The organism is Lentzea sp. NPDC006480 (genome assembly GCF_040611995.1).
GTDB lineage: Bacteria > Actinomycetota > Actinomycetes > Mycobacteriales > Pseudonocardiaceae > Lentzea.
Genome location: NZ_JBEXPJ010000119.1, coordinates 1 through 26,767, shown reverse-complemented (window position 1 = coordinate 26,767; position 26,767 = coordinate 1). Strand labels below are relative to the sequence as shown.

At 68.6% G+C, this 26,767-nt stretch carries 25 protein-coding genes and 1 pseudogene; 10 read left to right on the top strand and 16 right to left on the bottom strand.

Translation table 11 applies throughout. The features are described 5' to 3' along the window. The 8 genes from ABZX92_RS33410 to ABZX92_RS33375 form a co-directional block, all read right to left on the bottom strand. Window positions 1–497, bottom strand: a 497-nt coding sequence (locus ABZX92_RS33410; protein ID WP_355568298.1) for an ATP-binding cassette domain-containing protein, incomplete at its 3' end; no start/stop codon positions are given. Window positions 498–508: 11 nt separating this feature from the next. Next, window positions 509–1,513 (bottom strand): ABC transporter substrate-binding protein, encoded by a 1,005-nt coding sequence (locus ABZX92_RS33405; RefSeq protein WP_355568295.1) that lies wholly within the window; start codon window positions 1,511–1,513, stop codon window positions 509–511. Further along, window positions 1,510–2,331 carry an ABC transporter permease gene (locus tag ABZX92_RS33400; RefSeq protein ID WP_355568292.1) on the bottom strand — a complete coding sequence of 274 codons (822 nt, stop codon included), beginning with the start codon at window positions 2,329–2,331 and terminating at the stop codon, window positions 1,510–1,512. The genes ABZX92_RS33405 and ABZX92_RS33400 overlap by 4 nt, the downstream gene beginning before the upstream one ends. A gap of 138 nt (window positions 2,332–2,469) precedes the next feature. Beyond that, on the bottom strand, window positions 2,470–3,156 hold the full coding sequence (locus ABZX92_RS33395; RefSeq protein ID WP_355568289.1) for a phytanoyl-CoA dioxygenase family protein: 687 nt from the start codon (window positions 3,154–3,156) through the stop codon (window positions 2,470–2,472). Between the two features lie 4 nt (window positions 3,157–3,160). Beyond that, window positions 3,161–4,144 carry an ABC transporter ATP-binding protein gene (locus ABZX92_RS33390; protein ID WP_355568286.1) on the bottom strand — a complete coding sequence of 328 codons (984 nt, stop codon included), beginning with the start codon at window positions 4,142–4,144 and terminating at the stop codon, window positions 3,161–3,163. Continuing rightward, window positions 4,144–4,965 carry a carbohydrate ABC transporter permease gene (locus tag ABZX92_RS33385; protein WP_355568283.1) on the bottom strand — a complete coding sequence of 274 codons (822 nt, stop codon included), beginning with the start codon at window positions 4,963–4,965 and terminating at the stop codon, window positions 4,144–4,146. Before ABZX92_RS33385 ends, ABZX92_RS33390 begins: the two co-directional genes overlap by 1 nt. Then, entirely contained in the window at window positions 4,962–5,909 is a 948-nt protein-coding gene (locus tag ABZX92_RS33380; RefSeq protein ID WP_355568280.1) for a sugar ABC transporter permease, read from the bottom strand. Before ABZX92_RS33380 ends, ABZX92_RS33385 begins: the two co-directional genes overlap by 4 nt. 17 nt (window positions 5,910–5,926) lie before the next feature. Beyond that, the gene (locus ABZX92_RS33375; RefSeq protein ID WP_355568277.1) at window positions 5,927–7,306 is read right to left on the bottom strand and encodes an extracellular solute-binding protein; all 1,380 of its coding nucleotides are present in this window, start codon (window positions 7,304–7,306) and stop codon (window positions 5,927–5,929) included. Between the two features lie 133 nt (window positions 7,307–7,439). On the opposite strand from ABZX92_RS33375, the gene ABZX92_RS33370 reads away from it, so the two are divergent. The 5 genes from ABZX92_RS33370 to bla all read left to right on the top strand — a co-directional run bounded on the left by ABZX92_RS33370 (window position 7,440) and on the right by bla (window position 17,789). Continuing rightward, complete coding sequence (locus tag ABZX92_RS33370; RefSeq protein WP_355568276.1) at window positions 7,440–8,555, top strand: lipase; 1,116 nt, start codon at window positions 7,440–7,442, stop codon at window positions 8,553–8,555. Window positions 8,556–8,597: 42 nt separating this feature from the next. Beyond that, window positions 8,598–12,107, top strand: coding sequence for a BTAD domain-containing putative transcriptional regulator (locus ABZX92_RS33365; RefSeq protein WP_355568274.1), 3,510 nt, complete (start codon window positions 8,598–8,600; stop codon window positions 12,105–12,107). Window positions 12,108–12,141: 34 nt separating this feature from the next. After that, window positions 12,142–12,822, top strand: coding sequence for a GntR family transcriptional regulator (locus ABZX92_RS33360; protein ID WP_355568271.1), 681 nt, complete (start codon window positions 12,142–12,144; stop codon window positions 12,820–12,822). A 149-nt stretch (window positions 12,823–12,971) separates the two neighbouring features. After that, complete coding sequence (locus ABZX92_RS33355; protein WP_355568268.1) at window positions 12,972–16,895, top strand: amino acid adenylation domain-containing protein; 3,924 nt, start codon at window positions 12,972–12,974, stop codon at window positions 16,893–16,895. A gap of 9 nt (window positions 16,896–16,904) precedes the next feature. Continuing rightward, window positions 16,905–17,789 carry a class A beta-lactamase gene (gene bla / locus ABZX92_RS33350; RefSeq protein WP_355568266.1) on the top strand — a complete coding sequence of 295 codons (885 nt, stop codon included), beginning with the start codon at window positions 16,905–16,907 and terminating at the stop codon, window positions 17,787–17,789. Here bla and ABZX92_RS33345 read toward each other — a convergent pair. Together ABZX92_RS33345 and ABZX92_RS33340 are read right to left on the bottom strand one after the other, a co-directional pair. Continuing rightward, window positions 17,782–18,183 (bottom strand): hypothetical protein, encoded by a 402-nt coding sequence (locus ABZX92_RS33345; protein ID WP_355568264.1) that lies wholly within the window; start codon window positions 18,181–18,183, stop codon window positions 17,782–17,784. The two genes, bla and ABZX92_RS33345, sit on opposite strands and share 8 nt — an antisense overlap. 82 nt (window positions 18,184–18,265) lie before the next feature. Next, the gene (locus ABZX92_RS33340) at window positions 18,266–18,661 is read right to left on the bottom strand and encodes an ATP-binding protein (protein ID WP_355568261.1); all 396 of its coding nucleotides are present in this window, start codon (window positions 18,659–18,661) and stop codon (window positions 18,266–18,268) included. Window positions 18,662–18,788: 127 nt separating this feature from the next. Between ABZX92_RS33340 and ABZX92_RS33335 the strand changes: the two genes are divergently transcribed. Both ABZX92_RS33335 and ABZX92_RS33330 read left to right on the top strand, forming a co-directional pair. After that, window positions 18,789–19,961: an MFS transporter gene (locus ABZX92_RS33335; protein ID WP_355568258.1), complete on the top strand. Its 1,173-nt coding sequence runs from the start codon at window positions 18,789–18,791 to the stop codon at window positions 19,959–19,961. Beyond that, entirely contained in the window at window positions 19,958–20,458 is a 501-nt protein-coding gene (locus ABZX92_RS33330) for a hypothetical protein (protein ID WP_355568255.1), read from the top strand. Before ABZX92_RS33335 ends, ABZX92_RS33330 begins: the two co-directional genes overlap by 4 nt. On the opposite strand, the gene ABZX92_RS33325 is transcribed toward ABZX92_RS33330, so the two are convergent. Continuing rightward, on the bottom strand, window positions 20,426–20,908 hold the full coding sequence (locus ABZX92_RS33325) for a sigma-70 family RNA polymerase sigma factor (RefSeq protein WP_355568252.1): 483 nt from the start codon (window positions 20,906–20,908) through the stop codon (window positions 20,426–20,428). The genes ABZX92_RS33330 and ABZX92_RS33325 overlap by 33 nt on opposite strands. A gap of 109 nt (window positions 20,909–21,017) precedes the next feature. Here ABZX92_RS33325 and ABZX92_RS33320 point away from each other — a divergent pair, with 109 nt between their 5' ends. Next, window positions 21,018–21,563, top strand: coding sequence for a copper resistance CopC family protein (locus tag ABZX92_RS33320; protein ID WP_355568250.1), 546 nt, complete (start codon window positions 21,018–21,020; stop codon window positions 21,561–21,563). On the opposite strand, the gene ABZX92_RS33315 is transcribed toward ABZX92_RS33320, so the two are convergent. Beyond that, window positions 21,468–22,706: an RNA polymerase sigma factor gene (locus ABZX92_RS33315; RefSeq protein ID WP_355568247.1), complete on the bottom strand. Its 1,239-nt coding sequence runs from the start codon at window positions 22,704–22,706 to the stop codon at window positions 21,468–21,470. The genes ABZX92_RS33320 and ABZX92_RS33315 overlap by 96 nt on opposite strands. Beyond that, a complete protein-coding gene (locus ABZX92_RS33310) occupies window positions 22,706–23,053 on the bottom strand; it encodes a YciI family protein (RefSeq protein ID WP_355568244.1) in 348 nt (115 codons plus the stop codon). Before ABZX92_RS33310 ends, ABZX92_RS33315 begins: the two co-directional genes overlap by 1 nt. A 60-nt stretch (window positions 23,054–23,113) precedes the next feature. Here ABZX92_RS33310 and ABZX92_RS33305 point away from each other — a divergent pair, with 60 nt between their 5' ends. Next, window positions 23,114–25,342, top strand: coding sequence for a PEP/pyruvate-binding domain-containing protein (locus tag ABZX92_RS33305; RefSeq protein WP_355568241.1), 2,229 nt, complete (start codon window positions 23,114–23,116; stop codon window positions 25,340–25,342). 46 nt (window positions 25,343–25,388) lie between these two features. Here the strand turns inward: ABZX92_RS33305 and ABZX92_RS33300 are convergent, their stop codons facing one another. The 3 genes from ABZX92_RS33300 to ABZX92_RS33290 form a co-directional block, all read right to left on the bottom strand. Next, the gene (locus ABZX92_RS33300) at window positions 25,389–25,664 is read right to left on the bottom strand and encodes an HPF/RaiA family ribosome-associated protein (RefSeq protein ID WP_355568239.1); all 276 of its coding nucleotides are present in this window, start codon (window positions 25,662–25,664) and stop codon (window positions 25,389–25,391) included. A gap of 159 nt (window positions 25,665–25,823) precedes the next feature. Continuing rightward, the gene (locus ABZX92_RS33295; protein ID WP_355568237.1) at window positions 25,824–26,294 is read right to left on the bottom strand and encodes a redoxin domain-containing protein; all 471 of its coding nucleotides are present in this window, start codon (window positions 26,292–26,294) and stop codon (window positions 25,824–25,826) included. A gap of 8 nt (window positions 26,295–26,302) precedes the next feature. After that, window positions 26,303–26,698 (bottom strand): hypothetical protein, encoded by a 396-nt coding sequence (locus ABZX92_RS33290; protein ID WP_355568234.1) that lies wholly within the window; start codon window positions 26,696–26,698, stop codon window positions 26,303–26,305. On the opposite strand from ABZX92_RS33290, the pseudogene ABZX92_RS33285 reads away from it, so the two are divergent. Further along, a pseudogene (locus ABZX92_RS33285) lies at window positions 26,676–26,767 on the top strand (galactofuranosyl transferase); the annotation flags it as partial. The gene ABZX92_RS33290 and the pseudogene ABZX92_RS33285 sit on opposite strands and share 23 nt — an antisense overlap.

The window sequence follows — 26,767 nt, the reverse complement described above, 5'->3', positions numbered from 1 at the left end:
GAAGTAGTGGTTGTAGGCCCAGATCGCGGCGAAGAGCAGGACCAGGAAGAAGAAGGCGCGCCAGAAGAGCTTAGCTCATGCGGCAGGGCCTTCTCGAACCCCGAGAGTCCGGTCATTTCAATGAGCTCGTCGGCACGCCTGCCCGCCTCGGCCGGGTTCATGCCGCGCATCTCGGCCTGCAGCAGGATGTTCTTCCTGGCCGAACGCCACTCGAGCAACGCCGCCCGCTGGAACACGAAGCCGATGTCGTGCCGCGGCCCGCGCACCGGCTCGCCCAGCAACGTCACCGAGCCCGCGGATGGCTTCAGCAGCCCGGAAACCAGCTTCAGCAGCGTCGACTTGCCGCACCCCGACGGCCCGACGATGGACACGAACTCGCCGGGCGCGACGTCGAGCGAGACCTGTTCGATCGCGGTGACCTCCGTGCGCTTCGAGTGGAAGCGCACGGCGACGTTGTCGATCTCGACGGCGGAGGTGACTGTCACATCAGTGGTCATCCCTGCTGTGCTCATCCTTTCGGGGCAACGCTTTCTTCCCAGTACGCCGACGGTTCCGAAGCCTGCTTGATGATGCCGGTCTTCTGGAACGTGTCGATGGTCTTCTTCCAGTCGTCCGCGGTGTTGACGCCCGGCGCCTTGCCCTTCGTGGCATCGGTGTGCAGCAACGTCAAAGTCGTCCTGAACTGCTCCAGCACGACGGTCGGCGACGGCAGCTGCTCGGCGGCGCCCTTCATCGACTCGGCCGCGGCGTCCGGCGCCTTCTCCGCGGCGGTCCAGGCCTCCTGGGTGGCCGCGACCATCTTCTTCACCAGCTCGGGATCCTTCTGCAGCATGGACTTGCTGGTGAGCAGCCCATTGCTGAAGTAGTTCAACCCGAACTCGGAGAACCGCAGGTAGCCGACGTCCTTGCCGGCCTTCTCCTTGATCGTCGGCCCCTGGTCGGACGCGAAGCCCAGCAACACGTCCGTGCGCCCGGAGATGACCGCGGCCATCTTGCCCGAGGGGTCGATGTTCTGGATGGAGACGTCGGACTCCTGCATGCCGTTCTGCTTGAGGAACGCGGGGAACGTCTTGGTCAGCGCGTCGCCCGCCGTCGTCGCGACGGACTTGCCCTTGAGGTCCTCGGGCTTCTTGATGTTCTTCTCGGAGAAGAACTGCACGGACGCGGGCGTCGTCTGCAGGAACACGCCGATGCTCTTCACCGGCACGCCCGTCTCGACCGCGGTGGCGAGCGAGGACGTGTCGGCCCAGCCGAAGTCCGTCTGGCCCGCGCCCGTCGCCTGCACCGTCTTGCCGGAACCCTGGCCCGCCTGGATCTTCAGCTTGATGCCGTGCTTCTCGTAGATGCCCTGCTTGAGCCCGTAGTAGAACGGCGCGTGCTCGCCGTACGGGTACCAGTTGAGCGTCAGCGTGACCTCTTTGGCCTCACCGGGTTGTGCCGTGTTGCCGCCGCCTCCACCGCACGCGGCGATCAGCACCATCGCGGGGAGAAGGCCTGCGAGCAGCTTCTTCATGATCCGCCTTTCGCGAGAAGGGTTGTGACGGCGGCGCCACGCCTGCTGGAGTGCCACGGCAGCATCAGCTGTTCGGCGAGGTCGAGCAGGAGGAAGAGGAGGATGCCGACCACGGAGATGACGATCAGGCCGGCGAACAGCATCGGGGTGTCCATGTTGCCGTTGGCCTGCAGGATCACGTACCCGAGGCCTTCGTTGGAGCCGACGAACTCGCCGACCACGGCACCGGTGACCGCGAGCGTGATGGCGACCTTGAGGCCCGCGAACAGATGCGGCAGCGCGGCCGGGAAGCGGATCTTCGCGAACGTCTTGACCGGGCCGCCGCCCATCGTGGCCGCGAGTTCGAGCATCTCGGCGTCGACCGACTTGAGGCCGGTCACCGTGGAGATCACGACCGGGAAGAACGCCATCAGCACGGCCACGATCACCTTGGGCTCGAAGCCGAAGCCGAGCCACACCACGAACAGCGGCGCGATGGCGATCTTGGGGATGACCTGCGCGAACAGCAGCAGCGGGTACGCCGTGCTCTCGATGGTCCTCGAGTAGACCATCGCGACGGCCATGAGAACGCCGAGGACGCCCGCGATGACGAAGCCCAGGATCGTCTCGTAGGTGGTCACCCACGTGTGACCCCAGAGGTAGGACCACTTGTCGACCAGCAGGTCGAAGGTCTTGCCCGGCGACGGCACGAGATAGGCCTCGACCAGGCCGGTGACGGTGATGAGGTGCCAGATCACGAGGCAGGCGGCGAGCAGCGCGGCCGGACGCCACAATCGCTCGGCAACACCACGCCAGCGGTCCCCCGAAACCGGTTTCACGAAGCTCCCTAGGTCGGAAAGCGCTTTCCCGTACGCTATGTCCGGTCCACTGACCGGTCAAGATGGAGGATCGATCAAGCTGGACCAGACCACCTGCGAAGGTCATCCGACCATTTGTTGTCCATTCAAGGACTCGCGTCAGGGCACCGGCGCGTACGGGTTGCCCGCGTGGTCGCGGCCGCGCGCGAGGTAGATCTTGTGCTCGCCGGGCTTCAGGAAGCGGACGGTCGTCGGCATGTACCGCATGGTGTAGCCACAGCGCCGCGACGTGCTGCGGTTCGGCGGGCTGCCGTGCACCAGCATCGCCGAGTGGATGCTGCACGCGCCGCGTTCCAGTTCCACGTCGACCGCTTGCGACTCGTCGACCGAGGTTTCCTGGTTGAAGAACGAGTCGTCGTTGCCCACGTGCGAGACGGGCGCGAGGTGGCTGCCGGGGATCACGCGCAGGCAGCCGTTCTCGGTGGCGCTGGGGTCGATGGCCAGCCAGACGGTGATCGCGTCGCCCGCGGGCGCGATGGTGTCGCGCCAGAAGTGCGCGTCCTGGTGCCACGGCACGGGTTTGCCGTCGCCGGCCGGCTTGCAGATGAAGTGGGACGAGAAGAGGGCGATGTCCGGGCCGATCAGCGACTCGACGAGGTCCAGCACGTCCGGGTCCAGCAGCCACTCGAACAGCGCCGGGTCGGTCAGGTGCGGCACGTCCATGTGCTCGGGGCGCCGGCCTTCCGGCAGGGCGGCCAGCTTGGCCTCGAAATGGGCTGCCAGGGCCTCGAACTTCGAAGGGGCCAGCAGGCGGCCGTGCGTCTCGTAGCCGTCGGTCTGGAACATCGCGTCACCTCACGAGTAGGCCGGTCTCCTTGTCGTAGCGCAGAACGCGGGCGGCGGGGGCGTCCACGGTCACCGTCGTGCCCACAGGAGGCTCGTCGTCCTCTGGCACGATGTAGCCGATCTGGTCCTCGCCGCAGTCCAGCGTCACCAGCGACGTGACGCCGAGGTTCTCCACAATGGACACCGAACCGGTGAACAAGCCCTCGGAGGCAGGTGCCAGGTACTCGGGCCGAACGCCGATGATGACGTCCTCGCGCGGCACCAGGTTCATCGGAGTCGAGCCGATGAAGTTCGCCACGAACGTGTCCGCCGGCCGTTGGAACACCTCGCGCGGCGTGCCGAGCTGGCGGATCCGGCCCGCGTCCATCACCGCGATCCGGTCGGCCAACGCCAGTGCCTCGGCCTGGTCGTGCGTCACGAACACAGTCGTCAAAGCAAGTTCTCGTTGCAGCTTCTTCAGGAACGTCCGAGCTTCCAAGCGCAGCCGAGCGTCCAGATTGGACAACGGCTCGTCGAGCAGCAGCACCTCGGCCGAAGCCGCGACCGCACGAGCGAGTGCCGCCCGTTGCTGCTGACCGCCGGAAAGCTGCCCAGGTCGGCGGTCCAGCAACGCGCCCAGCGACAGCCCGCCGGCGGTCCTGACCGCAGTCTCCTGCTGCACGGCCTTCGCGACACCCCGCACCCGCAAGGGATAGGCGATGTTCTCGGCGACCGTCATGTGCGGGAACAACGCGTAGTCCTGGAAGACCATCGCGACCCGGCGATCACCGGGCGGCAGCCGCGTGACGTCCCGCGAGCCGATCGAGACCGCGCCGGAGGAGGCGCCTTCCAAACCGGCGATGGTGCGCAGCAAAGTCGTTTTGCCGCAGCCGGAGGGACCCAGCAGGGCGAACAGCTCGCCGTCGGAGATCGAGAGGTCCAGCGCGTCCACCGCCCGCACCCCGTTGGGGTAGACGGTGGACAGACCCTCCACAGTGATGCCCGCCATCAGCTCTTGATGCCTCCGTGGAATCGGAACCCGTACCGCTTGCTCACGAACAGGTACAGCACGACCACCGGGATCGAGTACAGCAGCGAGAACACCGGGATCACCGTCAGGTTGGCGCTGCCGCCCTCGTCGTACAGGGTGCGCAGCAGCACCGCCGCCGGCTGCTGGCCGACGTCGCGCAGCAGCAGGAACGGCAGCAGGAAGTTGCCCCACGCGTTGACGAACGCCCACACGAAGATCGTCGCGACACCGGGCCGCGCGACCGGCAGCACGACGTGGCCGAGCACCTGCCACGGCGAGGCGCCGAAGACTCGTGCCGACTCCTCGTACGAGCGCGGCACGGCGTCCACGAAGTCCTTCAGGATGAAGATGGCGGCCGGGAGCATGCCGCCCGCGATCACCAGCGCCGTCCCGAACTGCGAGTTGATCAGGCCGAGCTGCAGCATCATCACGAAGATCGGCACCATCGCGGCAGTGCCGGTCACGACCGAAGAGAGCAGCAAAAGCAGATACAGCAACAGGTCCCGGCCCGGAATCCGCACGCGCGACAACGCGTAGGCCGCCAGCGACGCCAGCACCGTCGTCACCACCGTGGCGATCACGCACAGGATCAGCGAGTTCACCAGCGACGACAACGTGTACGGGTGCGCGAAGGTCGCGGACACGTTCGAGAAAGTCCAGTCCGGCCAGCGCAGGCCGAGACCGGGCTTCGAGTCGAACGGCGCCGAAGCCAGCCACAGCATCGGCACCGCGAAGAACGCCAGCACCACCGTGATCAGCACGTAGAAGCCGATCCGCCGCACAATCCACAGAGGACTCATGCCCGCCTCCGCAGCAACCTCAAGTACACCAGGGCGATCACCAGGTTGCCGACGAGCAGCAGCATCGACATCGCGGACGCGTACCCGAGCTGCCCACCCTCCAGCGCCTGCCGGTAGATCAGCACCGGCAGCACCTCGGACCGGTGGTTCGGCCCGCCGGACGTCAGCAGGAACGGCGTGAAGTCGTTGGCCGTCCACAGGCTGATCAGCAGGGTGTTGGTCAGCACGTGCCCGCGGATGTGCGGGAACACGACGTCCCGCACGGTCTGCCAGCCCGACGCCCCCACCAGCCGCGCGGTTTCGAGCTGCGACGGCGGCACCGCGGCCAGCGCGGACGTGTAGAGCAGCATGGAGAACGCCGTGCCGCGCCAGATGTTGAAGATGATCAGGCTGGTCATCGGGTACTGGACCAGCCACGACGTCTCCGGCGAGCCGAGCAGCAGGCCCAGCGTGCCGGTGTCGCGGCTCAGCACCGCGAACCACAGGAACGCCACGACCGTGCTCGGCAGGATCCACGACAGCAGGACCAGGCCCTCGGTCGTGCGCCGCAGCCACGGGCTCACCGAGCGGAGCAGCCACGCCAGCGCGAAGCCGAGCAGGTTCTGCCCGACCACGGCCGAGAACAGCACGAACAACGCCGTCAGCCACAGCGAGTTGGTGAACAGCGGGTCGCGGACCGCCTCGACCACGTTGTCCAGCCCGACGACCTGCGGGCTGGCCGCCGCGGGCCCGGTGAGCTGGTAGTTCGTGATGCCGATGTACAGGGTCCAGAGCGCCGGGAACACCAGGAAGACGCCGATCAGCAGCAACGCGGGCGCCACAAACCCAACGGCCTTCCGCACCCCCAACCCGGCGCTATCCATCCCGCCGCCCGCTCCCAGGCCGCGCACAAGGTCCACGAACGGCTCTTTCATGGACGCCAGGTCCACGAAAGAGCCGTTCATGGACCTTGCTCATGCCGTTAGCCAACGTTCTCCTCGCCTACCGCCTTCACCAGAGCGGCCCGATAGGCCTGCGCCGCCTCGTCCGGGCTCTTGCCGGACACCACGTCCGCCGTCGCCTGCTGCAGCGCGGCCGACACCTTGGGGTAGTTGGCGAGACCAGGCCGGTAGCGGGTGATCGGCAGGACCTTCTCCGCGATGAACGTCAGCATCGGGTCGCCCTTGAGCACCTGGTCGTTGACGTCCTGCCGCTGGGTGAGCTGGGCGGTGCCGGCCAGCGACTCCTTCACGGCCTCGGCGGAGTTGAGGAACTGCATGAACTCCCACGCCTGCTTGGGGTACTTGGTGTTCGGGTTGATCACCCGCACGCCACCGCCGGACATGCTCACGAAGTCCTGCCCGCCAACACCGGCCTTGGACTGCTTGGCCGGCACCAGAGCCCAGCCCACGGCCGTGTCGCGGTCGGCCATCTTGGCGACGCCGTTCTTGGGCTCCACCACGGAACGCCAGAAGTAGTCGCTCTCCATCAGGACGCCGATCTTGTTCTCGCTGAACAGCTGGAACGACCGCTGCCGTCCGTTGGCCTCCTGCTGCAGCACGGGATCGCCGAGCCCGCCGCCGTAAACCTTCTGGTACAGCCCCAGAACGTCCTTGACGTTGGCCGAATCCCCTTGCCACTTCCCGTTGTCGTAGATGGGCTTGCCGGTGCCGACCAACGCGGGCAGCACGCCCTGCATCGTCGTCGCCTCACCCATCGCGGTCCCGGCGTTGAGCTGCAGTGGCGTGACACCGGGCAAGGACTTCAGGCGAGCCCCTGCGTCCAGCACGTCCTGCCAGGAGCGAGGCTGCCAGTCCGCGGGCAACCCGGCCTGCGCGAACAGCTTCTTGTTGAAGAACAGCACCCGGCCATCGGTGCCCATCGGCACGCCGTACCGCTTGCCGTCGAACTCGCCCAGCCCCTGCACGGCCTTGGGGATCTTGTCCCAGCCGTCCCAGGAGGTGTCACCGACCACGTCCGCAAGTGGCTTGATCCCGCCGGACTGCGCGAACTCGCCGAGCCAGATGCCGTCGATCTCGATGATGTCGCCACCACCGCCGGTCTTGAGGTCCAAAGCCACCTTGGTCTTGAAGTCCTCGTCGCCGGTGCCGTTCTGCTCGAACTTGATCGTCGCCGTGACGCCCTTCGCCTTCTGCTGCTCGGTGAACTTCGGGATCACCCAGTTCTGCAACCAGTTGGCGCCGCGCGCGTTCTTGCCGCCCTGCGCCGCGTTGGCGACGATCGTCAGCGTGATCTCCTTGGCGTCGGCGTTGCGCGCCTGATCACCCTCCTGCGTCTGCCCGAGGCAGCCTGCGACCAGACCGCACACCGCCAGCAGCCCGAACATCTTCGTCCGCCGCATCCGTGATCTCCCCACCCAGAGGACCCGCTGGTACGTCAACCACCAACCTGGCACTGGATCACCAAAGCCACAAGCTCTCAGCGCCCTCTCAGTGGGCGGCTGGAAGGCTGCCGCGCGGAGGGGGTAGATCAACATGCAACTGCTCATGACGGCCGTCCTGGCCGCGTCAACACTGGTGTCACCGCAGGTCACCGGACCGTTTCCGGTCGGCACGACAGACGTTCACCTGGTCGATCCCACCCGGCTCGACCCGTTCCAACCGTCAAAGAACCGGGAACTGATGGTCACCGTCAGCTACCCGGCCCACCGCCACGGCCCAAGCGCACCGATGCTCACGGAAGGCCTCGCCAAAGCCGCCGACCCGATCATCTCCAGCCCGGCGTTCCTCGACGTTCCGGCTGGGACGGTCGACTGGCACAGGACGCTCCGACAGGCCCGCGTGGACGCTCCACCGATCAGGAACAAGTGGCCGGTCGTGCTGTTCTCCCCGGCTCTGCAGGCACCGCGCGAGTTCTACACCAGCACCGCGGACGACCTGGCGAGCCGCGGCTACGTCGTGGTCACCGTCTCGCACACGCACGAGGCGATCGCCGTGGAGTTCCCCGGCAACCGCATCGAGTACGGCGGCGTCGACGCCAGCCCGGAAACGATGCAGAAGGTCATCGACACACGGGTCGCGGACATGCGGTTCGTGCTCGACCAGCTGCCGAAGCTCACCAAGAACGCCGACCTCGGCCGAATCGGCATCGCCGGGCACTCCATCGGCGGTTACACGGCGGGCGAGACGATGGTGCACGACCGCAGGTTCGACGCGGGCATCAACATCGACGGCGGCATGGAGCACACCGGTGACGGCGGCCCGTACTCGCCCGGCCGAGTCGTGACCGAGGGGCTCGACCGGCCGTTCCTGCTGTTCGGCGGCGACGACGGCACCAGAGAGCTCTCACACGTCGACACGAGCGTCACGCGCACTTGGGCCGAGTTCTGGCCCAACCAGCGCGGGTGGAAGCGGGACGTGCACCTCGACAACGGCGCGCACTTCGGTTTCAGCGACCTGCAGTGGGCCGTGCCGCAGATCCGGCAGGTCACGCCGGAACACCGCGAGAGTCTCATTGGGACGATCGATCCGGAGGACGCGCTGCGGGCCCAGCACGACTACGTGGCCGCGTTCTTCGACCTCCACCTCAAGCACCGGAGCACCACCCTGTTCGACCGGCCGTGCCATCCCGGTGTCCGTCTGGTGGACTGACGCACAGCGGGCTCACAGGCACCGGCGGTATGGTCCGGTCCGATGTCTGTCGAGTTCAACGTCCTCGGACCCCTGCAGGTCCGCGTGGACGGCCGGGAGCTCGCGCTCGGCGGGTTCACCCGCCGGGCCGCGCTCGGGTTCCTGCTGCTCAACGCCGGCAGGGTGGTCTCGATCAGCGAGCTCACCGAGGCGTTGTGGCCGGACGGGCATCCGCCCACAGCACGCGGGATTCTGCTCAACGTCGTGTCGGCGCTGCGGAAAGCGGAGCTCGACCTCGTCACCCGCAAGCCCGGCTACCTGTTGCGCGCGGAACCGGATCGCGTTGACCTGTACCGGTTCCGCGCCGCGACCGTCCGCGCGGCGACTGCGCCCGGCCCGGAGCAGAAGGCCACGATCCTCAGGGACGCCTTGGCGTTGTGGCGTGGCCCGGTGCTCGCGGACCTGGTGGCGGACGGCGTCACGTGGCCCGCGCTCGTCGAGATCGAGCAGCTGCGCGACATCACCGTCGAGGACAGGTTCGACGCCGAGCTGGCATCGGGCAAACACCGCGAGGTGATCGCGGAACTCGAAGCGCTGGTGCGTGATCACCCGCTCCGAGAACGTTTGCAGGGCCAGCTGATGCTCGCCCTCTACCGCTCCGGGAGGCAGGCCGACGCGCTCGCGGCCTTCCGCGCGGCACGCGAGAAGTTCGCGGCGGAACTGGGCATCGACCCCGGCCGCGACCTGGTGACCCTCGAACAAGCGATCCTCACGCAGGACCCGTCGCTCGCGCTCACCGCCGCCCACCACCCGCTTGTGCTGGAACGCAAGAAGGTCAGCGTCCTCGTCACCCGACTCGAACTACCGGGCACCGGCGAAGCCGCGGACGAACTGCTGGAAACCACGGTCGCCGCGATCACCGAGAAGGTCGAGGACCTCGGCGGCGTCATCGTCACGACGCTCGGATCGACGGTGTGCGCCGCGTTCGGCGCCCCGGCCAACCGCGAGGACGACGCGGCACGCGCCGTCCGGGCAGCCTTCGAGATCGCCGGCGAACATCCTGCCGCCGCAGCGGTGTGCACGGGTCCGGCGCTCGTCACGTCCGGCGACAAGCTCGAAGTCGGCGGCACCCTGCTCGACGCGGGACTCCGCCAGGTCGCCCGGACCGCTGTGGGCGAGGTGAGGACCTGCCCGACGACGGACCGCACGCTCACCCCTGCGGGCGACGACACCCCGTTCGTCGGCCGGTCGAGCGAGCTGGCCCGGGTGTGCGAGGCGTTCGAGCAGGTCCAGCGCGCGAGACGACCGCGGCTGATCACGCTGGTCGGCGAGCCCGGCACCGGGAAGTCCCGCCTCACCAGGGAGTTCGCCGCCGGGCGACGGACCCTGACCGGCCGCACTCCCCCGTTCGGCCGCGACGACGTGTTCGCCCCGCTCGCGCAGATCGTCCGCGGCCACGCCGGAATCCTCGACTCCGACGCTCCTGAGATCGTCACCGGCAAGATCAAGGCGATCAGCGACGACCCGTGGCTCGTCACGCAGCTGTGCGCGCTCCTGGGCGTGACTCCGCAAGGCAGCGACGCGCTGATGGCGTGGCGCAGGCTGGTCGAGCAGATCGCGGCCGAACCGCTCGTGCTGATCGTCGAGGACCTGCACTGGGCCGACGACCTGCTGCTGGACCACCTGCACGGCCTGCCGGACACCGCCGACGACGTGCCACTCCTCATCCTCGCCACGGCACGACCGGAACTGCTGGAACGCCGTCCGGCCTGGGGTGAGGTCGTCCCGCTGGACGCGCTGTCCGAAGAGGACACCGCCCTGCTGCTCAAGATGCTGACCACGCGCCACGACGTGACAGCCGACCTCTCCGAGCTGCTGCAACGCTCCGCGGGCAACCCGTTGTTCGCAGGCGAATACGTGCGCATGCTCCGCGACGGCGACCAGGACACGTTGCCCGACACGGTGCAGTCGGTCATCAGCGCGCGACTCGACTCGTTGCCACCGCTGGAAAAAGTCATCCTGCAGGACGCGGCCGTGCTGGGCCCGACGGTGTGGCCGGGCGCGGTGGCCGCCGTCGCCGAACGCGAGGTCGAAGAAGTCGCACGCTGCCTGGAAATGCTGCGGCAAAGGGACTTCCTCAAGCGCAGCGCCACCAGCAACGTCGTCGGCGAGGCCGAGTACACGTTCAGCCACGTGCTGGTGCGCGACGTCGCCTACGACCGGGTTCCTCGCACCACCAAGGCCATGAAGCACTACCACGCGGCGGAGTGGCTCAAAGCGCTGCCGCTGGAGCACGTTCCACTGCTGGCACACCACTTCCAGCAGGCCGTGTGGCTCGCCGAAGCCGCCGGACGGCCGTGCGACATCCTCGGCCGGAAAGCCCGCGAGGCCCTCACCGAGGCAGGCAACAAGGCGACCGGACTCGCCGCGACAGGCACCGCGGTGCGCTCGTACCAGGCCGCGCTCGCGGTGTGCCCGCCCGGACACGAGGACCGCGCCAAGCTGCTGACGTTGCTCGGCTCGGCCCTGGCGTGGGACAGCAAGGGCACCGAGGAGCTCGCTGAGGCTGTCGAGCTCCACCTGGCCGGAGACGACTTCGCCGGTGCCGCGGAGGCGTCGGCGGCAGCGTGGCGGGCCTGCTTCCACCGCGGCGACCACCAGGAGGCCCGCCGCCACCTCGACCACACGCTGGAGTTCCTCGGCAGAGCAGAGCCCGGCGAGCGGGTGTTCGGCGTCCTGGCGCACGCCGCCCACTCATTGACGCTGGCGGGCAGGGCCGACGAGGCGATCACCACGGCACGGGCGGCGCTCGTCGGCGCGACCGGGTCCGATCGGGCGGTCGCGCTGGAGACGCTGGGCCTCGCCAAGGTGAAGAAGGGCGACGCCACCGGGATCGACGACATCCGCCAGGCCATCGCGGAACGACGCAAGGCCGGGCTGTCCTACAGCCTCGGCTTGATCAACCTCGGCACCGCCTACGCCACCCTAGGCGACGCCCGCGCGCGCAAGGCCGCCCGCGCCGAGTCACGGGTGGCAGGGCTGCGGCACGGCGACAAGTTCGCGCTGTCGTTCCTCGACTCGTCGCGCTACGTCGAGCTGTTCTGGGAAGGCCGCTACGACGAGGCCCTGCAGAACCTCGACGAGGCCATCGGGAACGCACCCAGCCAGCCCTATCTCTACTCCATCCGCGCCCGCATCAAACTCCTCGTCGGTGACCACGACGGCGCCCGCGAAGACGCCGCCACCGCACTCGACCACGCCAGGACGAAAGCGCATCCGGGCGAACTTCAGCATCCACTCGTGCTGCGAGCCCGGATCGCGTTGCTCGACGGCGAAAAGCCGGACGTCGACGAGTTGCTCACGCTGCTGCCGGGCGCGCAGATCACCGGCCCGATCGGCGCCGGCCTGCCGATCGTGCTCGCCGCCGCAGGTCACGGCCCCGAATGCCTCGCCACACTCTCGTGGTCACGCTGGAAGGACGCTGCCGTCGCGTACCTCCGCGGAAATCGAGAAGAAGCTTGCCGGACATATCGGGAGATCGGCTCGATCCCGGACGCTGACGAGGCACGATGAGTCGCCAGTTATCGCTCGGAAATAGCGTCCGGGTGTGTCCGCCATCCCGCGTTACTACCAGGCCAAGACCAAGCTGCTCGACCTGCTGAGCGAGCTGCCCGACAACACCCCGTTCCCGCCGGAACGCGAGCTCGCCGAGCTGTTCGGCATGTCCCGCACCACGATCCGCAAAGCGCTGGACGAGCTCGTGCTCGAGGGCAAGCTCATCCGCAAGGCCGGCCGGCAGGGCACGGCCGTCGCGCCCCGCAAGCAGGTCCACCGGATGAGCCTGGACGCCCTCGTCCAGGACCTCGCCACCCGCGAGCAGATCGTGGTGCGGACCATCGGCGCGCAGGACGTGATCAACGTCGAGTCCGTGCTCGTCCGAGGGGACGAGCCGATCGGCGTCAGATCGACGTACCTGCGCGCCTCCCAGTTCCCCGGACTAGCCGAGAACTACGACCGCAGTGCGCCGCTGCGGAAGTTCCTCGCGGACAGGTACAAGGTCCGGTTCGGTGAGCTGCATCCGTGGTGCACCACCGCGTTGGCCACGCCGCGCATCGCCGGGATGCTCGACATCAGGCCCGCCACCCCGGTGCTGTCGATCGCGTGGATGGCCCACGACTTCCGCGGTGTTCCGATCGAACGGTCGTGGGTCGTCCTGCGGGGTGATCGCGCGCACCTCACGATGCACCTGCCGCGGGCCGAGCACGTCGTCCGCCGGTCGACCGCCTGAGACGGCGGCTCAGGCGGGCTTCCTCGGTCATGGTTCAAGCGTGCCATCCAGGCGCGGAGGAGTCCCGTGTTGGGCTAGACCAGCAACTTCGAGGGATCGCACCAGATTCCGGGCGTTAGCGTCGTGGGTGACTCGCAGTGGGAGGCACCGTGCCCAATTTCAACGGGACCGAGCACACCCGGCGCCGCATGTGGTTCCTCGATCAGCTCGACCCCGGCAATCCCAGCCACCACGTCACGCTGATCACCACCCCTGCCGTCATCAGCGTGCCGGACACCCTCCTGGTCCGGTTCGACGACGACGGGCGGCCCGTCCCCGGTGGGCCGCCCGTCGTCACGCGAACATTGCGGACTTCCGCTGTCAGGGCAGCGGTTCGCGCCGAGATCACCGAGCCGTTCGACCTTCGCGCTGGGCCTCTGGTGCGGGCTCTGGAGATCAACTCGTCACTGCTCGTGCTGACCATGCACGGGATTCTCGGCGACATCCGCGTGCTGGAGTCCGTGCTCGGCGGAGCAATGCCTGCCGCACCAACAGGTTCACCCGGCTACTGGCGGAAGCAGCTGCGGGATCTGCCGACGCTGGAGCTGCCGACGGATCGCCCGCGGCCGCCGTTGCACAAGCCCGAGGCCGGGGTCGTGCCGTGGTCGGTCGACGTCGACTCCGACGCGTTGCTGGCGGCTTTGCAAGTGGTTCTGAGTCGGTACACGCGTTCTGCGGACGTGCCCATCGGCGTGGTGGTCTCCGACGAACTCGTTGTGCTGCGCGGAGATCTGTCCGGCGACCCGACGTTCGGGGAGCTGTGCGGGTTGACCGCGGAACTGCTCGCGACGGCGTCCTCACAGCTCGTCGAGTTCGACCAGGTCGTGGATCTCCTCGCGCCTGAACGCGATCTGTCCCGGCATCCGCTCGTGCAGGTGCGGGTGGACCTGCGACCGCGCCGGGACCTCTACGACCCCGAGATCGCGTTCACCAGCTTCGACATCGAGATCCAGAACGGGCGGGTGCTCTACAACCGGGCGCTGTTCGACCGACCGCGGATCGCCCGGTTCCTCACCCACCTTTCGCGCGTGCTGAACGCGCCGAACGACGAGCGCCTGTCCCGGATCTCGATGATCAACCAGGACGAGGCCGCGCTGCTGGAGCAGTGGAACTCGACCTCCGAGTACCTGCCGGACGTGAGCATTCCCGACCTGTTCGCCGAGCAGGTGCTGACGACACCGGACGGCGTCGCGGTCGAGCACGGCACCCACAAGATGACCTACGTTGAACTCGATCGGCGCTCCAACCAGCTCGCGCATCTGGTGCGGTCGAGGACGAAACCCGGCGATCTGGTCGGGCTGTGCCTGGACCGCGGCGCCGACCTGATCGTGTCGATTCTCGGCGTGCTGAAGGCCGGTGCGGCGTACGTGCCGATCGACCCAGAGCACCCGCTCGACCGGATCCAGTTCCTGGTCGACGACGCCCAGCTCGACGTGGTGGTGAGCAACAACCGGGTGCTGTTCCACCGTCCACTGTGTCCGTCCGATGCCGACGCTTTCCCGGACACCGCGGTGGAACGGGTGGAACCCGGCCCGGCGTACATGATCTGCACGTCCGGCTCGACCGGGCGGCCCAAGGGCGTGCTGATGCCGTCCAGGTGCGTGGTGAACCTGGTGCGGTGGCAGGAGAGGACCCTCGAACGGGAGCCGGACAGCCGCACCGCCCAGTTCACCACCCCGACGTTCGACGTGTCGGTGCAGGAGATCTTCTCGGCGCTGCTGTTCGGCGGCACCCTGGTGATCCCGTCAGACGAGGTTCGCCGGGACCCGGCCGCGTTCGCCGCCTGGCTCGACGGCCAGAGAATCACCCGGCTGTTCGTGCCGGACTCGGTGCTGCGGGCGGTGCTCGACGAGGAACCGTCGTTCGCCTCCATGCGGCACATCTCGCAGGCCGGCGAACCGCTGACACTGGACGTCCGGCTGCGCAACTTCTGCGCGCTGCGGCCATGGCTGCGCGTGCACAACCACTACGGCCCTGCCGAGTCACACGTGATCACGTCGTACTCGCTGCCCGCCGACGTGCTGGACTGGCCTGCCTCCGCACCGATCGGCCGCCCGATCGACAACACCCGCGTCCACCTGCTCGACGTGAACCTGCGGCCGGCCGCGATCGGTGTCGTGGGCCAGCTGTGCGTGTCGGGTGCGGGACTCGGCCAGGGCTATCACGGACGGCCGGAGCTGACCGCGCGGAAGTTCGTGCGGAACCGGACCGGCGAGGTCATGTACCTGACCGGCGACCTCGCGTCGTGGCGCGACGACGGCCAGCTGCAGTTCCACGGCCGCGCCGACGACCAGGTGAAGATCCGCGGCGTGCGGGTCGAGCCCGGCGAGGTCGAGGCCGTGCTGAACGCCCACCCGGCCGTGACCCGAGCCGTGGTCGTGGTGCGGGACAAGCAACTCATCGCCTACGTCGTCGGCGAAAGCGATCTGCGTCAGTACTGCGCCTCTCAGCTGCCGATCCAGCTCGTGCCCAGCGTTTTCGTGCCGCTGCGGGAGTTCCCGCTGCTGGCGAACGGCAAGATCGACCGCCGCGCGCTGCCCGCTCCGGCTCTCCGCTCACCGCACGTCCGTCCACGCACGACCGAGGAAGCCGCGCTGTGTCAGGTGTTCGCGGACGTGCTCGGCATCGACGACGTGGGCGCGACCGACGACTTCTTCGCCCTGGGCGGCCATTCCCTGATCGCCACGCGCGTGATCACCCGTGTCCGCGCGGAGCTCGGCGTCGAGCTGCCGCTGTCGGCGTTGTTCCACCACCGCACGCCGGAGCGCCTGGCGCAGACGTTCGGCGAGCGGTCGTGGACCAAGCCGGTGACCCCTCGTCCACGCGGCCCGGTTCCGTTGTCCATCGCGCAGAACCAGGGCAACCGGTGGTTCGGCTCGGTGCTGGCAGCGGGTTTCTGGACCGTCCCGCTGGCGGTCCGCCTGCACGGCGAGCTCGACCTCGACGACCTGCAAGCCCGGCTGGACCGCGCGGTGCGGCGGCACGAAGCACTGAGGACGGCCTTCGTCGAACGGGACGGCGTTGTGCGGCAAGAGGTTCAGCCTGCGCAACCAGTGAAACTCAAGGTCGTCGACGTGCCGTCGGCCGAGGAGGCGGCGTACATCGCGGGCGACGAGATGACCGTGCCGTTCGACCTCGCGAGCGGGATGTTGTTGCGCGCACGGGTACTGCGCATCACCGACGACGACCACGTGCTGCTGCTGACCATGCACCACCTGGTCAGCGACGGCTGGTCGCAGGGCCTGCTGATCGAGGAGCTGAACGGCACCGCTCCCGCGCCATCCGTCCAGTACGCCGACTTCACGCTGTGGGAGCGGGAAACCCTGTCGCCCGAGCACGCGAAGTACTGGCAGCAGCGCTTGGAGGGCATGAGCCCGATCGAGCTGCCCACCAAAGCCGACCGCGACCTCAACCCGCTGGGCCCGGGCGAACTGCTGCCGTGGTCCCCAACACCCGAGCTGCTCGCCCAGGTCGCCACTCTCGCAACCCAAGAGCAGGCCACACCGTACGAAGTGCTGCTGGCCGCGTTCAAAGTCCTGCTGTCGAAGACCACGAAAGCGACCGACGTCGTCGTCGGCACCCCGATGGCGAACCGGGTGCGTCCAGAGCTGGAACACGTGATCGGGTTCTTCGCCAAGGTCGTCGCGCTCAGGACCGATCTCTCCGGCGATCCGGACTTCCGCGAGGTGCTCAAGCGGGTGCGGGCCACCACCGCCGAAGCACACGCTCACCAGGAGGTGCCGTTCCACGAGGTGATCGAAGGCATCCCGCTCAGACTCACGTTCCAGCTGGTCCCGCCGATCCCGACGCTGAGGCTCCCGGGAGTGACGGCGACCCGGTTCGAGGCGAGACAGCGCGGCCCGGTCATCGTGAAGTCCGAGGTGACCTTCCACCTGCACGACCAGGGCGGGCACGTGGTCCACAACTCGCTGCTGTTCACAAAGGACCAGGCCACCGCGCTGCTCAACGCGTTCGAAAACGTTCTGCGGGCCGTCACCACGGACCCGTCGCAGCGCATTTCGGAGATCCAATAGCGTGGGAGCGTGACCGCTCGACGCACCCTGCTCAAGTCGCTGGCCCTGCTCCCCCTCGCCGGCTGCACCACACCAACGGCGATCCCTCCGACGGGCGCCCCGGTAACGACCGTCTCCGGCCCGGTGCGCCACGAGACCCTGTTCGAGCTGGAGAAGAAGTACGACGCCAGGCTCGGCGTGTTCGCGGCCGGCGTCGGCACGATCGAGCACCGCGCGGACGAGCGGTTCGCGTTCTGCTCCACCTTCAAGGGCCTCGCCGCGGCCGCCGTGCTGCACCGCAACCCGATGGCACACCTCGACACCGTCGTCACCTACGGCTCGGCAGACCTGATGAAGAGCTCGAAGATCACCAGCCAGCACGTCCAGACCGGGATGAAGCTCCGCGACGTGTGCGACGCCGCCGTTCGGTACAGCGACGGCACGGCCGGCAACCTGCTGCTGCGCGACCTCGGCGGCCCCGGCGAGCTCACCAGGTACCTGCGCGAGCTCGGCGATGTCGAGACCCGGATGGACCGCATCGAGCCCGACATCACCAGCGCCACCCCGGGCGACCCGCGCGACACGGCCACCCCGCGTTCGCTCGGCACGGACTACCAGAAGCTCGTCCTCGGCGACGCCCTCGAACCGGAGAAGCGCGACTTCCTCAAGGACCTGATGATCCGCAACACCACGGGCGCCAACCGCATCCGGGCCGGTCTGCCGAAGGACTGGCAGGTCGCCGACAAGACCGGCACCGGCGACCACGGCACGCTCAACGACATCGCGATCGCCTGGCCGCCGAACCGCGGGCCCGTCCTGATCTCGATCATGTCCAGCAAGTCTGCCGCGGACGCCGAATACGACGAGGCCCTCATCGCCGAGGCCGCCGCCTACGTCGCCAAAACCCTCATCTGACCGAGGACACGTCCGCCCACACGGTTTTCGAGTCCGGGAACCTGTTGTGCCCCCACACCTGCGCCAAGCCGTTGACCAGCAACAACCCCCGCTGCCTGCGCCCCAGGAACCCCATCCGCCCCAACTGCGGGAACCGGCCAGGCGTTCCGTCGTCGACCTCCACCCGCACGACTTCGCGTTCTGGAAGGCGAAGAACGCGGGCACGACGGGGCCCGGCGGCGTGGTGGTACGCGTTGCTCACCAGTTCGGTGGCAACGACCATCACGTCGACCACGACGTTCTCGTGCATCCCCCTGAGCAGGCGGCGAACCTCCGCCCTCACGTCTGCGAGCGGCAGCATTCCCTCTGGTAGGACGAGGTCCAGGCGTTCGCCGGACCGTCCTGCAATACCCATCAGCATCTCCCCGTGCCCTGTTCGCTCAAGGCAGCAGGATCCGTACCCGCCAGCACACAGATCGAAACCCACCGAACTGGAATCACATGAACCTCGGCAAATCCGCCCAAACCACCGTGCCGCCGTGTGCCCTGTCCACACCCCAGCGATCTGACAACCGCGCAACCAGGACCAGGCCGTATCCCCGTTGCGGACGGGAGACCTTCCGCAACGGCGGGCGGGCCTGGGCGTCGTGCGTGATCTCGACGCGGACCTTGGACTTCTCCATGACGACACGCAGGAACGACGGCTCCGACGTGTACCGGTAGGCGTTGCTGACGAGCTCGTTCACCACCAGCAACACGTCACCGACGCACTCCGGGGTCTCCCCCATGAGCTGCAGGCGCACCCAACGCCGGACGGTCGCGAGACTCGGCCGCTGCCTGCCCAGTGGCAGGTTCGCCGCCCCACCCGTCCTCGCTGCGTGGTCGTGAGCCAAACCGCTCCTCGGTCAATTGATCAGTTCGGGCGCCGGTTACCCGACTGCATCGGCCGCCAAACCATCCGTTCAGCGGAGTGAACTCCGGCTAATCTCACCTCGCCGTCACTGCTCCGGGGGGAACCGCGTGCCTAGACCGCTGGCGCCGTTGCTGATCGCCCTGCTGGGGATGTTCACCGCCCAGCAACTGCTCGCTCCCACGCTCGGGCCGTTGTCGGCCCAGTTCGAGCTCAGTCCCACCCAGCTGGGGCTGGTGTACACGGTCGGCTCGGTGGCCGTCGTCGTGTCCAGTCCGCTGTGGGGCTTGGCGTTCGACCGGTTCGGCCTGCGTCCCGTGCTCCTCGCCGGCGCCGGTCTCAGCCTGGCCGGACTGGCCGGGTTCGCCGCCGCGTCGGTGCTCGTCCTCGACGAGACGCTGACGCCCGCGCTGACCTTCGCGCTGGCCCTGTTGTTCCGCAGCTTCCTGCTGGGCGCGGGCATCTCCGCGGTCGCGGTCGCCGCGCTCGCCGTCGCCGGCCGGACCCCGGAGGCCCTGCGCACCACGGCCGTCGGTCTGGTCGGTGCGGCGCAGGGACTGGGCGTGGTGATCGGACCCGCGATCGGTGGCGTGCTGGCCGTCGGATCGTTGCTGGTGCCGCTCTACGTCGCTCCCGCGCCGGCACTGCTGTTCCTCGTCTGGGTGCTGGTCGCGGTCAAGCCCGAGGCCGTCGCGCATCCGCAACCGATGGCTCCGGCGCCGCCGCCACAGGACCTGGTGCGGATCTTCGGCGTCGGGCTGCTGACGTACGTGGCGTTCGTGCTGGTGAACGTGTCGGCCACGTTGCTCGCGTTCGACCGGCTGGACACGGTGTCCGGCACCGCCACCGCGGCGGCCGCCGTCGCCGTGCTGGGGATCGGGGTCGTGATCGCGCAGGGCGTGCTCGTGCCGGTCCTGAGGTGGCCCGCGGACCGGTTGATGCCGGCCGGAGCACTGACGGCGGTGGCCGGCTGCGGGCTCGCGGCGGTCGCCGGGTCGATGTGGCTGACGGCGCTCGCGTTCCTGGTGCTGGCGGTCGGGTTCGGTTTCGCGCTCACCGGGTTCTTCGCGGCGGCCACGCTCGGCGTCCGTCCGCGGCACGCCGGCCTGGTCGCCGGGGCGGCCGGCGCCACGAGCGGGCTGGCGGGTCTCGTCGTGCCGATGATGGCCACCGTCCTGCACTCGGTGCATCCGGTCGCGCCGGTGGTCGCCGCCGGGGTGGCCTCCGTGCTCGCGGCCGGGTTGGCGTTGGTGCCGCGGCCTGTCCCACAATCTGCCGGGTGAGGCTGTCCATCGCGATCTGGCCGCCCGCGGAGATCGTCGAGGAGCTCGGCGCGCTCGACCGTGCGCCGGGCATCCAGTGGTCGGAGCCGGCGCAATGGCTCATCAAGGTTCGGCCACTGGGCACGGTGTCCGAGCGCGTGGTGCCGGACCTGGTCGATGCGCTGACGTTCGAGCTCGAAGGCGCACCCTCGGCCCGGTGCGTGCTGGGTCCTCGCACGCGGGCGCTCGGCGGGTGGCTGGGCGTGCCGGTGTCGGGACTGGACGAGCTGGCCGCGGTGGTGTTCGACGCGACCGCGCCGATCGTGCCCGTGACGCATCCCCAGCCGTTCCACGCCTACGTGTGGGTCGCGCGCGGCCGGGTACGCGCTTCGGCGGCGGGTGCGGCGATCAGTGGCGAATGGATCGCCGACCGGATCGCGCTGGTGGCGGACCGGAGCTCGCCGGGCAGGCCGCGGTTCGAAGACTTAAGTGTGTTCGAGCTGGAACGCTCGGCGTAGTTCGCACAACGCGTAGTGCGTCCGCGACTTCACCGTCCCTGTGGGCACGCCCAGACACACGGCGGTTTCGTTGTATGTGCGGCCGTTGTAGTAGAGCTCCATGAGCACGCGTCTGTGTTCATAGGACAGTGATGCGAGCACGGCGTCCATCACCAACGCGTCCACGACGTGTTGCGCGTGGTCCGGAACTGGTTCCGGTTCGTGCTCACCGGTCTCGTGCGGCCGTGCGGTCCTCGCCCGCGCCCGGTCGATGACCACGTTGCGCGCCACCGTGATCAGCCAGCCGCGCGCGGAAGTTCCATCGGCAAACGATTCGGGATGACGCCACGCGCGCAGGAAGGTCTCCTGCACCACGTCCTCTGCGGCCGCGCGGTCTCCGGTCAGCCGGGTCGCGAAGTTCAGCAGACTGAGTTGGTGGTCTTCGTAGAGCACGCGGAGGAAGTCGTGCATGCGGCTCATGAAATCGACGCGGTGTCGAGATCACAACGACCCTGTCCAATCCGACAGGGAACCACTTACGACGAGCGGGCCATTGCGCTGGGCCCATTACTCTGGGCGCGTGAGGCGTTACTTCAGCGCGCTCGTGCTGGCACTGCTCGCCGCGACGGCCCTGGCCGTCCCCGCACAGGCCCACGCCGAGCTCAAGAGCAGCAACCCGGCGTCCGGCGCGGCACTCGACGCCCCGCCCAAGTTCATCGAGCTGGTGTTCAGCGACACCGTCAGCCTGCCCGACGGCGACGCGGTCACCGTGACGGGCCCGGACGGCGCCAAGTGGCCGCTGACCCAGGTGCACGCCCTGGACAAGACGATCACGGCATCCGTCGGTGACGCGGCCGTGCACGCCGGCGAGCACAAGGTCGCCTGGCAGGCGACGTCGGACGACGGCGACACCATCTCCGGCACCTTCACGTTCACGGTGAAGCTCGCGGGCCAGACCTCGTCCAGCGCCCCGACGTCGACCGTGACGATGAGCAAGACGGTGACGAACGTTCCCCCGTCGACCACGCCGTCAGACTCCGGTGGCGTGCCCGCCTGGCTGTGGATCCTGGTGATCCTGCTCGTGCTGGTCGGCGTGATCCTGCTGGTCCGCCGTCGCAAGGCTTAGTCGTTTGCGCAGGAGGTCGCGTTCGGCCGGGTGTTCCGCCCGTTCGAGCGCGGCCTCCAGTGCCGCGGTCGGGTCCTCGCCCGAGCGTTGGAGCAGATCCGCGCGGACGGCGTGGAACAGGTGGTAGCGGTCGAGGTCCAGAGCGTCGACCTGTCGTAGTGCTGTTCGTGGTCCTTCGGTCTCGGCTATTGCCACGGCTCGATGCAGGGCCACGACCGGACTTGGGGTGTGCGCGAGAAGCTGGTCGTAGAGCGCCACGACCTGATGCCAGTCGGTGGGTGGGTCGCTGTGCACGGCGTTGATGGCGGCCTGGATCTGGTACGGGCCGGGCCGGTTCCAGCGCAGGCACCTGCGCACGATGTCCTGGCCTTCAGCCACTTGTCCGGCGTTCCAGCGCGTGCGGTCCTGGTCGTCGAGCAGCACGAGTTCGCCGTTGCGCAGGCGGGCTTCCCGGCGTGACGCGACCAGCAGCATCAACGCCAGCAGCCCCCACACCTCGGGCTCGTCCGGCATGAGCTGCGCGAGCACCCGGCCGAGCCGGATGGCTTCCGCTTCGAGTGCTTCCTTGTCGAAGTAGCCCTCGTTGAAGATCAGGTAGACGACCGCGAGCACGGCCTTGAGACGTTCGGGCAGGTCGGCGTCGCGCGGCACCCGGTACGGGATCCGGGCCGCGCGGATCTTGCCCTTCGCGCGCACGATCCGTTGCGCCATCGTGGGTTCCGGCACGAGGAAGGCCCTGGCGATCTCTCCCGTGGACAGGCCGCCGAGGAGTTTGAGGGTGAGCGCGACCTGGGCCTGGAGCGCCAGCGACGGGTGGCAGCAGGTGAAGATCAGCCGCAGTCGTTCGTCCGGCACGTCACCCACCTCCTCGTCCGGTTGGTGCTGGAGCATGTGGAGCAGCACTGCCTGGGCGTGTTTCTCCTGGCCTTTGCTCTCGCGGCGCAGCTTGTCGATGGCGCGGTTGCGGGCGGTCGTGATGATCCAGCCGGCGGGCGCCGGTGGGGCGCCCTTGACCGGCCACTGCTCGGCGGCCGTGGTGAAGGCGTCCTGCACCGCCTCCTCGGCGAGGTCGAGGTCACCGAGGACGCGGGTCAGGACAGATACCGCGCGGCCGTACTCCGCCCGGAAGATCTCCTCGATCATCAGAAGACGATGGGCCTGACCTCGACCGGCAGGGGGCTCAGCACGGTCGCGAGCCGGCGGCCCCACTCCAGCGCCTCGTCGAGGTCCTCCGCCTGGATGACCGTGAAGCCGCCGATGTGCTCCTTGCCCTCGGTGAACGGGCCGTCGGTCATCAGCACGTCGTCGTCCTTGGCCTTGAGGACGGTCGCGGTCGACGGCGGGTGCAGGCCGACGGCGAACACCCACGCGCCCTTGGCCTGCATCTCCTCGTTCAACGCGGTCAGGTTCGCCATGATCGGGTCGAGGACCTCGGGCGGAGGAGCCTCGCCGTCCGGCTGATAGATGCTGAGCAGGTATTTCTGGGTCATCGTGGTCTCCTTTCACCCTTTGTACGAACGCGCGCGGCCCGTTTCGACAACTATGGCGACATGGTCCCGTTGATCCTCCCGCTCGACGACTCCGCGGCCGACCTGGCGGCGGTCGGCGGCAAGGGCGCGTCGCTGGCCCGGCTGACGCGCGCCGGGCTGCCGGTGCCCGCCGGGTTCTGCCTGACGACTCGCGCGTACCGGGAACGGTCGATGGAGGGCGTGCTGGAGGCGTTCCAGCAGCTGGGCGGGCCGGTGGCGGTGCGCTCGTCGGCCACCGCGGAGGATCTGCCGGGGCTGTCGTTCGCCGGGCAGCACGACACCGTGCTGAACGTGGACGAGAGCGGGCTGTTCGACGCGATCCTGAAGTGCTGGGACTCGCTGCAGTCCGCACGGGCCGTGGCCTACCGCGAGAACAACGCCGTCGACTCCGCCGAGATGGCCGTTGTCGTGCAACGGATGGTGCCCGCGGACGTCTCGGGAGTGCTGTTCACGGCGGATCCGGTGACCGGACGGACCGAGCCGGTGATCAACGCGGTCCAGGGGCTCGGTGAGGCGCTGGTCAGCGGCGAAGCGAACTCGTCCGACCTGCTCTCCGCGGCCCAGAAAGATTCGCTCGTGGCGTTGGGCGAGCGGATCGAGAAGCTGTACGGAATGCCGATGGACATCGAGTGGGCGTTGGTCGGCGAGGAGTTCCAGATCCTGCAGGCACGGCCGATCACGTCGTTGCGGGTCGAGTGGAACGACACGCTCGACGGCGACTACCTGTGGTCCAACGGCAACGTCGGCGAGGCCGTCCCCGAGGTCATGACGCCGGTGACGTGGTCGCTGGTGAAGGTGCTGTCGAGCGCGGCGATCGGGCCGCACCGGATCTCCGGCAACATCGGCGGCCGCTTCTACCTCAACATCAGCACCTACACCGCGATCGGCACGGTGATCGGCAAGGCCGACGAGATGCTGCGGTCGGGCGAGGAGACGTTCGGGCGCATCCCAGCGGGCGTGACCGTGCCGCCGTTGCCGATGTCGCGCCTGGAGATCCTGGGCGCGGTGCTCAAGGGCGCCGGCGGGCCGATCAAGCAGCAGTTGCTCTACCGGATGCGGCTCGCCCAGCTGGTCCGCGACAACCCCGGCCGATGTGCCGTGGCGCGCAAGAGGATCGCCGACTGCACCTCGCCCGCGGAGCTGCTCGCGTTGTGGCGGCGCGAGCTCGACCACCTGCTGCGGTTCGTCTGCCCGATCCTGGACGCCGGCGCGCGCATGATCGCGGGCGGGCCGGCGGCCTTCCGGCGTGAGCTGGTCGAACTGGTCGGTGAGGAGGACGCGACCACGTTGCTGACCGGGTTCCACGCGGGCGACGGCCTCTCGAGCGTGGGGCCGCTGATCGGGCTGGCGCAGGTGCGGTCGGGTGAGCTGCACTGGAAGGAGTTCGCCGAGCAGTGGGGCCATCGGGGCCACAACGAGTTCGAGATCTACCAGCCTCGCCCCGCCGAGGCACCGACGTGGATCGCGACGCAGATGGACGCCTTGGCGGACCCCGAAGCGTTGCTGAAGAAGCAGGCGGCGACGCGTTCGGAGGCCTGGAACCGGCTGGTGGCGGCACATCCGGGGCAGGCGCGCCGGATCGAGAAGCGGCTGGCCAAGATCGGGGCCGGGGCGCGCGCACGGGAGCAGGCGCGCTCGGAGATGGTGCGCGCGTTCTGGGTGATGCGTGCGTTCGTGCTGCGCGCCGGGGAGCTCACGAAGACCGGCAACGACCTGTTCTTCCTGCCGATCGACGACGTGCTGCGCGTGCTGGGTGGCGAGACGTCGTTGTTGGACCGCGTGCACGGGCAACGGCAGGCATACGAGCGCTATCGCGCGCTCCCGCCCTATCCGGCGGTGATCCGGGGCCGGTTCGACCCGGAGTCCTGGGCCGCCTCCCGGGACCGGCGCGCTGATCTCCACGACGCGACGACCGACGTGCCGATGCCGGCGGACATCACGGGTTTCCCGGGCTCGGCGGGCGTTGTCGAGGGTGTGGCCCGCGTGCTGCGCCAGATCGACGAGGGCAGGGCGCTGGAACCGGGCGAGATCCTGGTGACCTCGGTGACGAACGTCGGCTGGACGCCGTTGTTCACGCGTGCCGCCGCCGTCGTGACCGATGTCGGCGCACCTCTCTCGCACGCGGCGATCGTGGCGCGAGAGCTGGGAATCCCGGCGGTCGTGGGTTGCGGGAACGCGACGACCCGCATCGCCACGGGAGACGTGATTCAGGTCGACGGGGCTCGCGGGACCGTCAAAAGAGTGAGCTGAACCCACCACCCGTCCGCCGCCGAGTGGTGGGGTCAGCTCACCGAGATCAGTTGTGCATGGAGACCAGCTGGCGCCGCATGCGTTCGCGCAGCAGGTCGATCACCTCGGTGACCGTGGTGGCTTCCGCGTACGCCTGCACCTCGACCCACTTGAGGTCGAAGCGGGCGTGCGCGTGGATCACTGCCTTGTCCGAAGTCAAATTGACCCAGGCGAAGTCGACCCGGTCGGGCGCGTAGCGGTCGAGCGAACCGATGCGCGCAGACGCGTAGTCCCTGGCCTGCTCCGGAATGGCCTCCGCGAGCGAGACCTGGATGTAGTCCATCGACACCTGCCTCCTCAAGGCAACGCGGCATGGCCACGTGGCCGGTTCGACGATACGAATTCGATCGCAACGCCGAACCAGGCGTTGGTCCCGACAGCGCAGGGTCTTTCTACTGAGAAACTTCTTTCTGAGATGGTGCCGCGATCGGGCTTGGTGATGTCACTGGATCAGAGCGGACAAGCGCTGGTCGAGCTGTTCCTTGGTGGGCGAGCCGGTGAGGAGTTCCACCCCGCCGTCACTGCGGACGAACGCGAACGTGGGCTGAGCGGTCACGCCGAACCGCTTCCAGACGGACCCGTCGAGGTCGGCCAGGTGCGGGAACCCGGTCATCTTGTGGTCGGACACGAACTTCTTCATGGCGTCGAGCTGGTCCTCGGCCGCGACACCGACGAACTGGATCTTGTGGTGGTTCTTGGCGACGTCCTCGACCATCTCGGCCTCGGCGTTGCACGACGGGCACCACGGCGTCCAGAACCACAGCACGGCGGGCTGGCCGACGAGCTTGTCACCGCGGAACTCCGCGCCCTCCAGCGTCTTCGACGTGAACTGGAACTTCTCCGGGGGCGGCGCCTTCTCGGCACACCCGGCGAGCAGCAGCACAACTCCCAGCAGTACTCCGAGGATGCGCATCGGGCTCCTCACCTCCTGTCTGGGCGTACGGCTTTGCGCCTCCTCCGGTTCAGCCACAGGACGCTCACCACGACGAGCACCACGATGAAAGGCCACGGTCCCAGTGCCGCCACGATCTGGGCGAGCGTGCTCTGGAACCAGCCGGCCGCCTGGACGACTGGATCTTGCGCGCTGCCGTTGGCGAGGAACAGCCGCAGCTCATAGACGCCGTAGTAGGTCACGTAGGCGCCCATCACCACGAGGATGACACCACCGATGCGTCCGACGTGCGGGAGGAGTTTCCTGATGTGTGGTGCGAGCAGTGAACCCGTCACGGCCAGTGCGGTGACCACGAGCCCCATGCCGAGCGCGTAGGCGACGAACGCGGGCAGACCCTCCTGCAAGGACCCGGAGAACCCGATCAAGCGCTACTACACCTACCGCAACCGCGGTTACCTGCTCTCGCAGCCGGGCATGCGGAAGCTGGGCGCGCT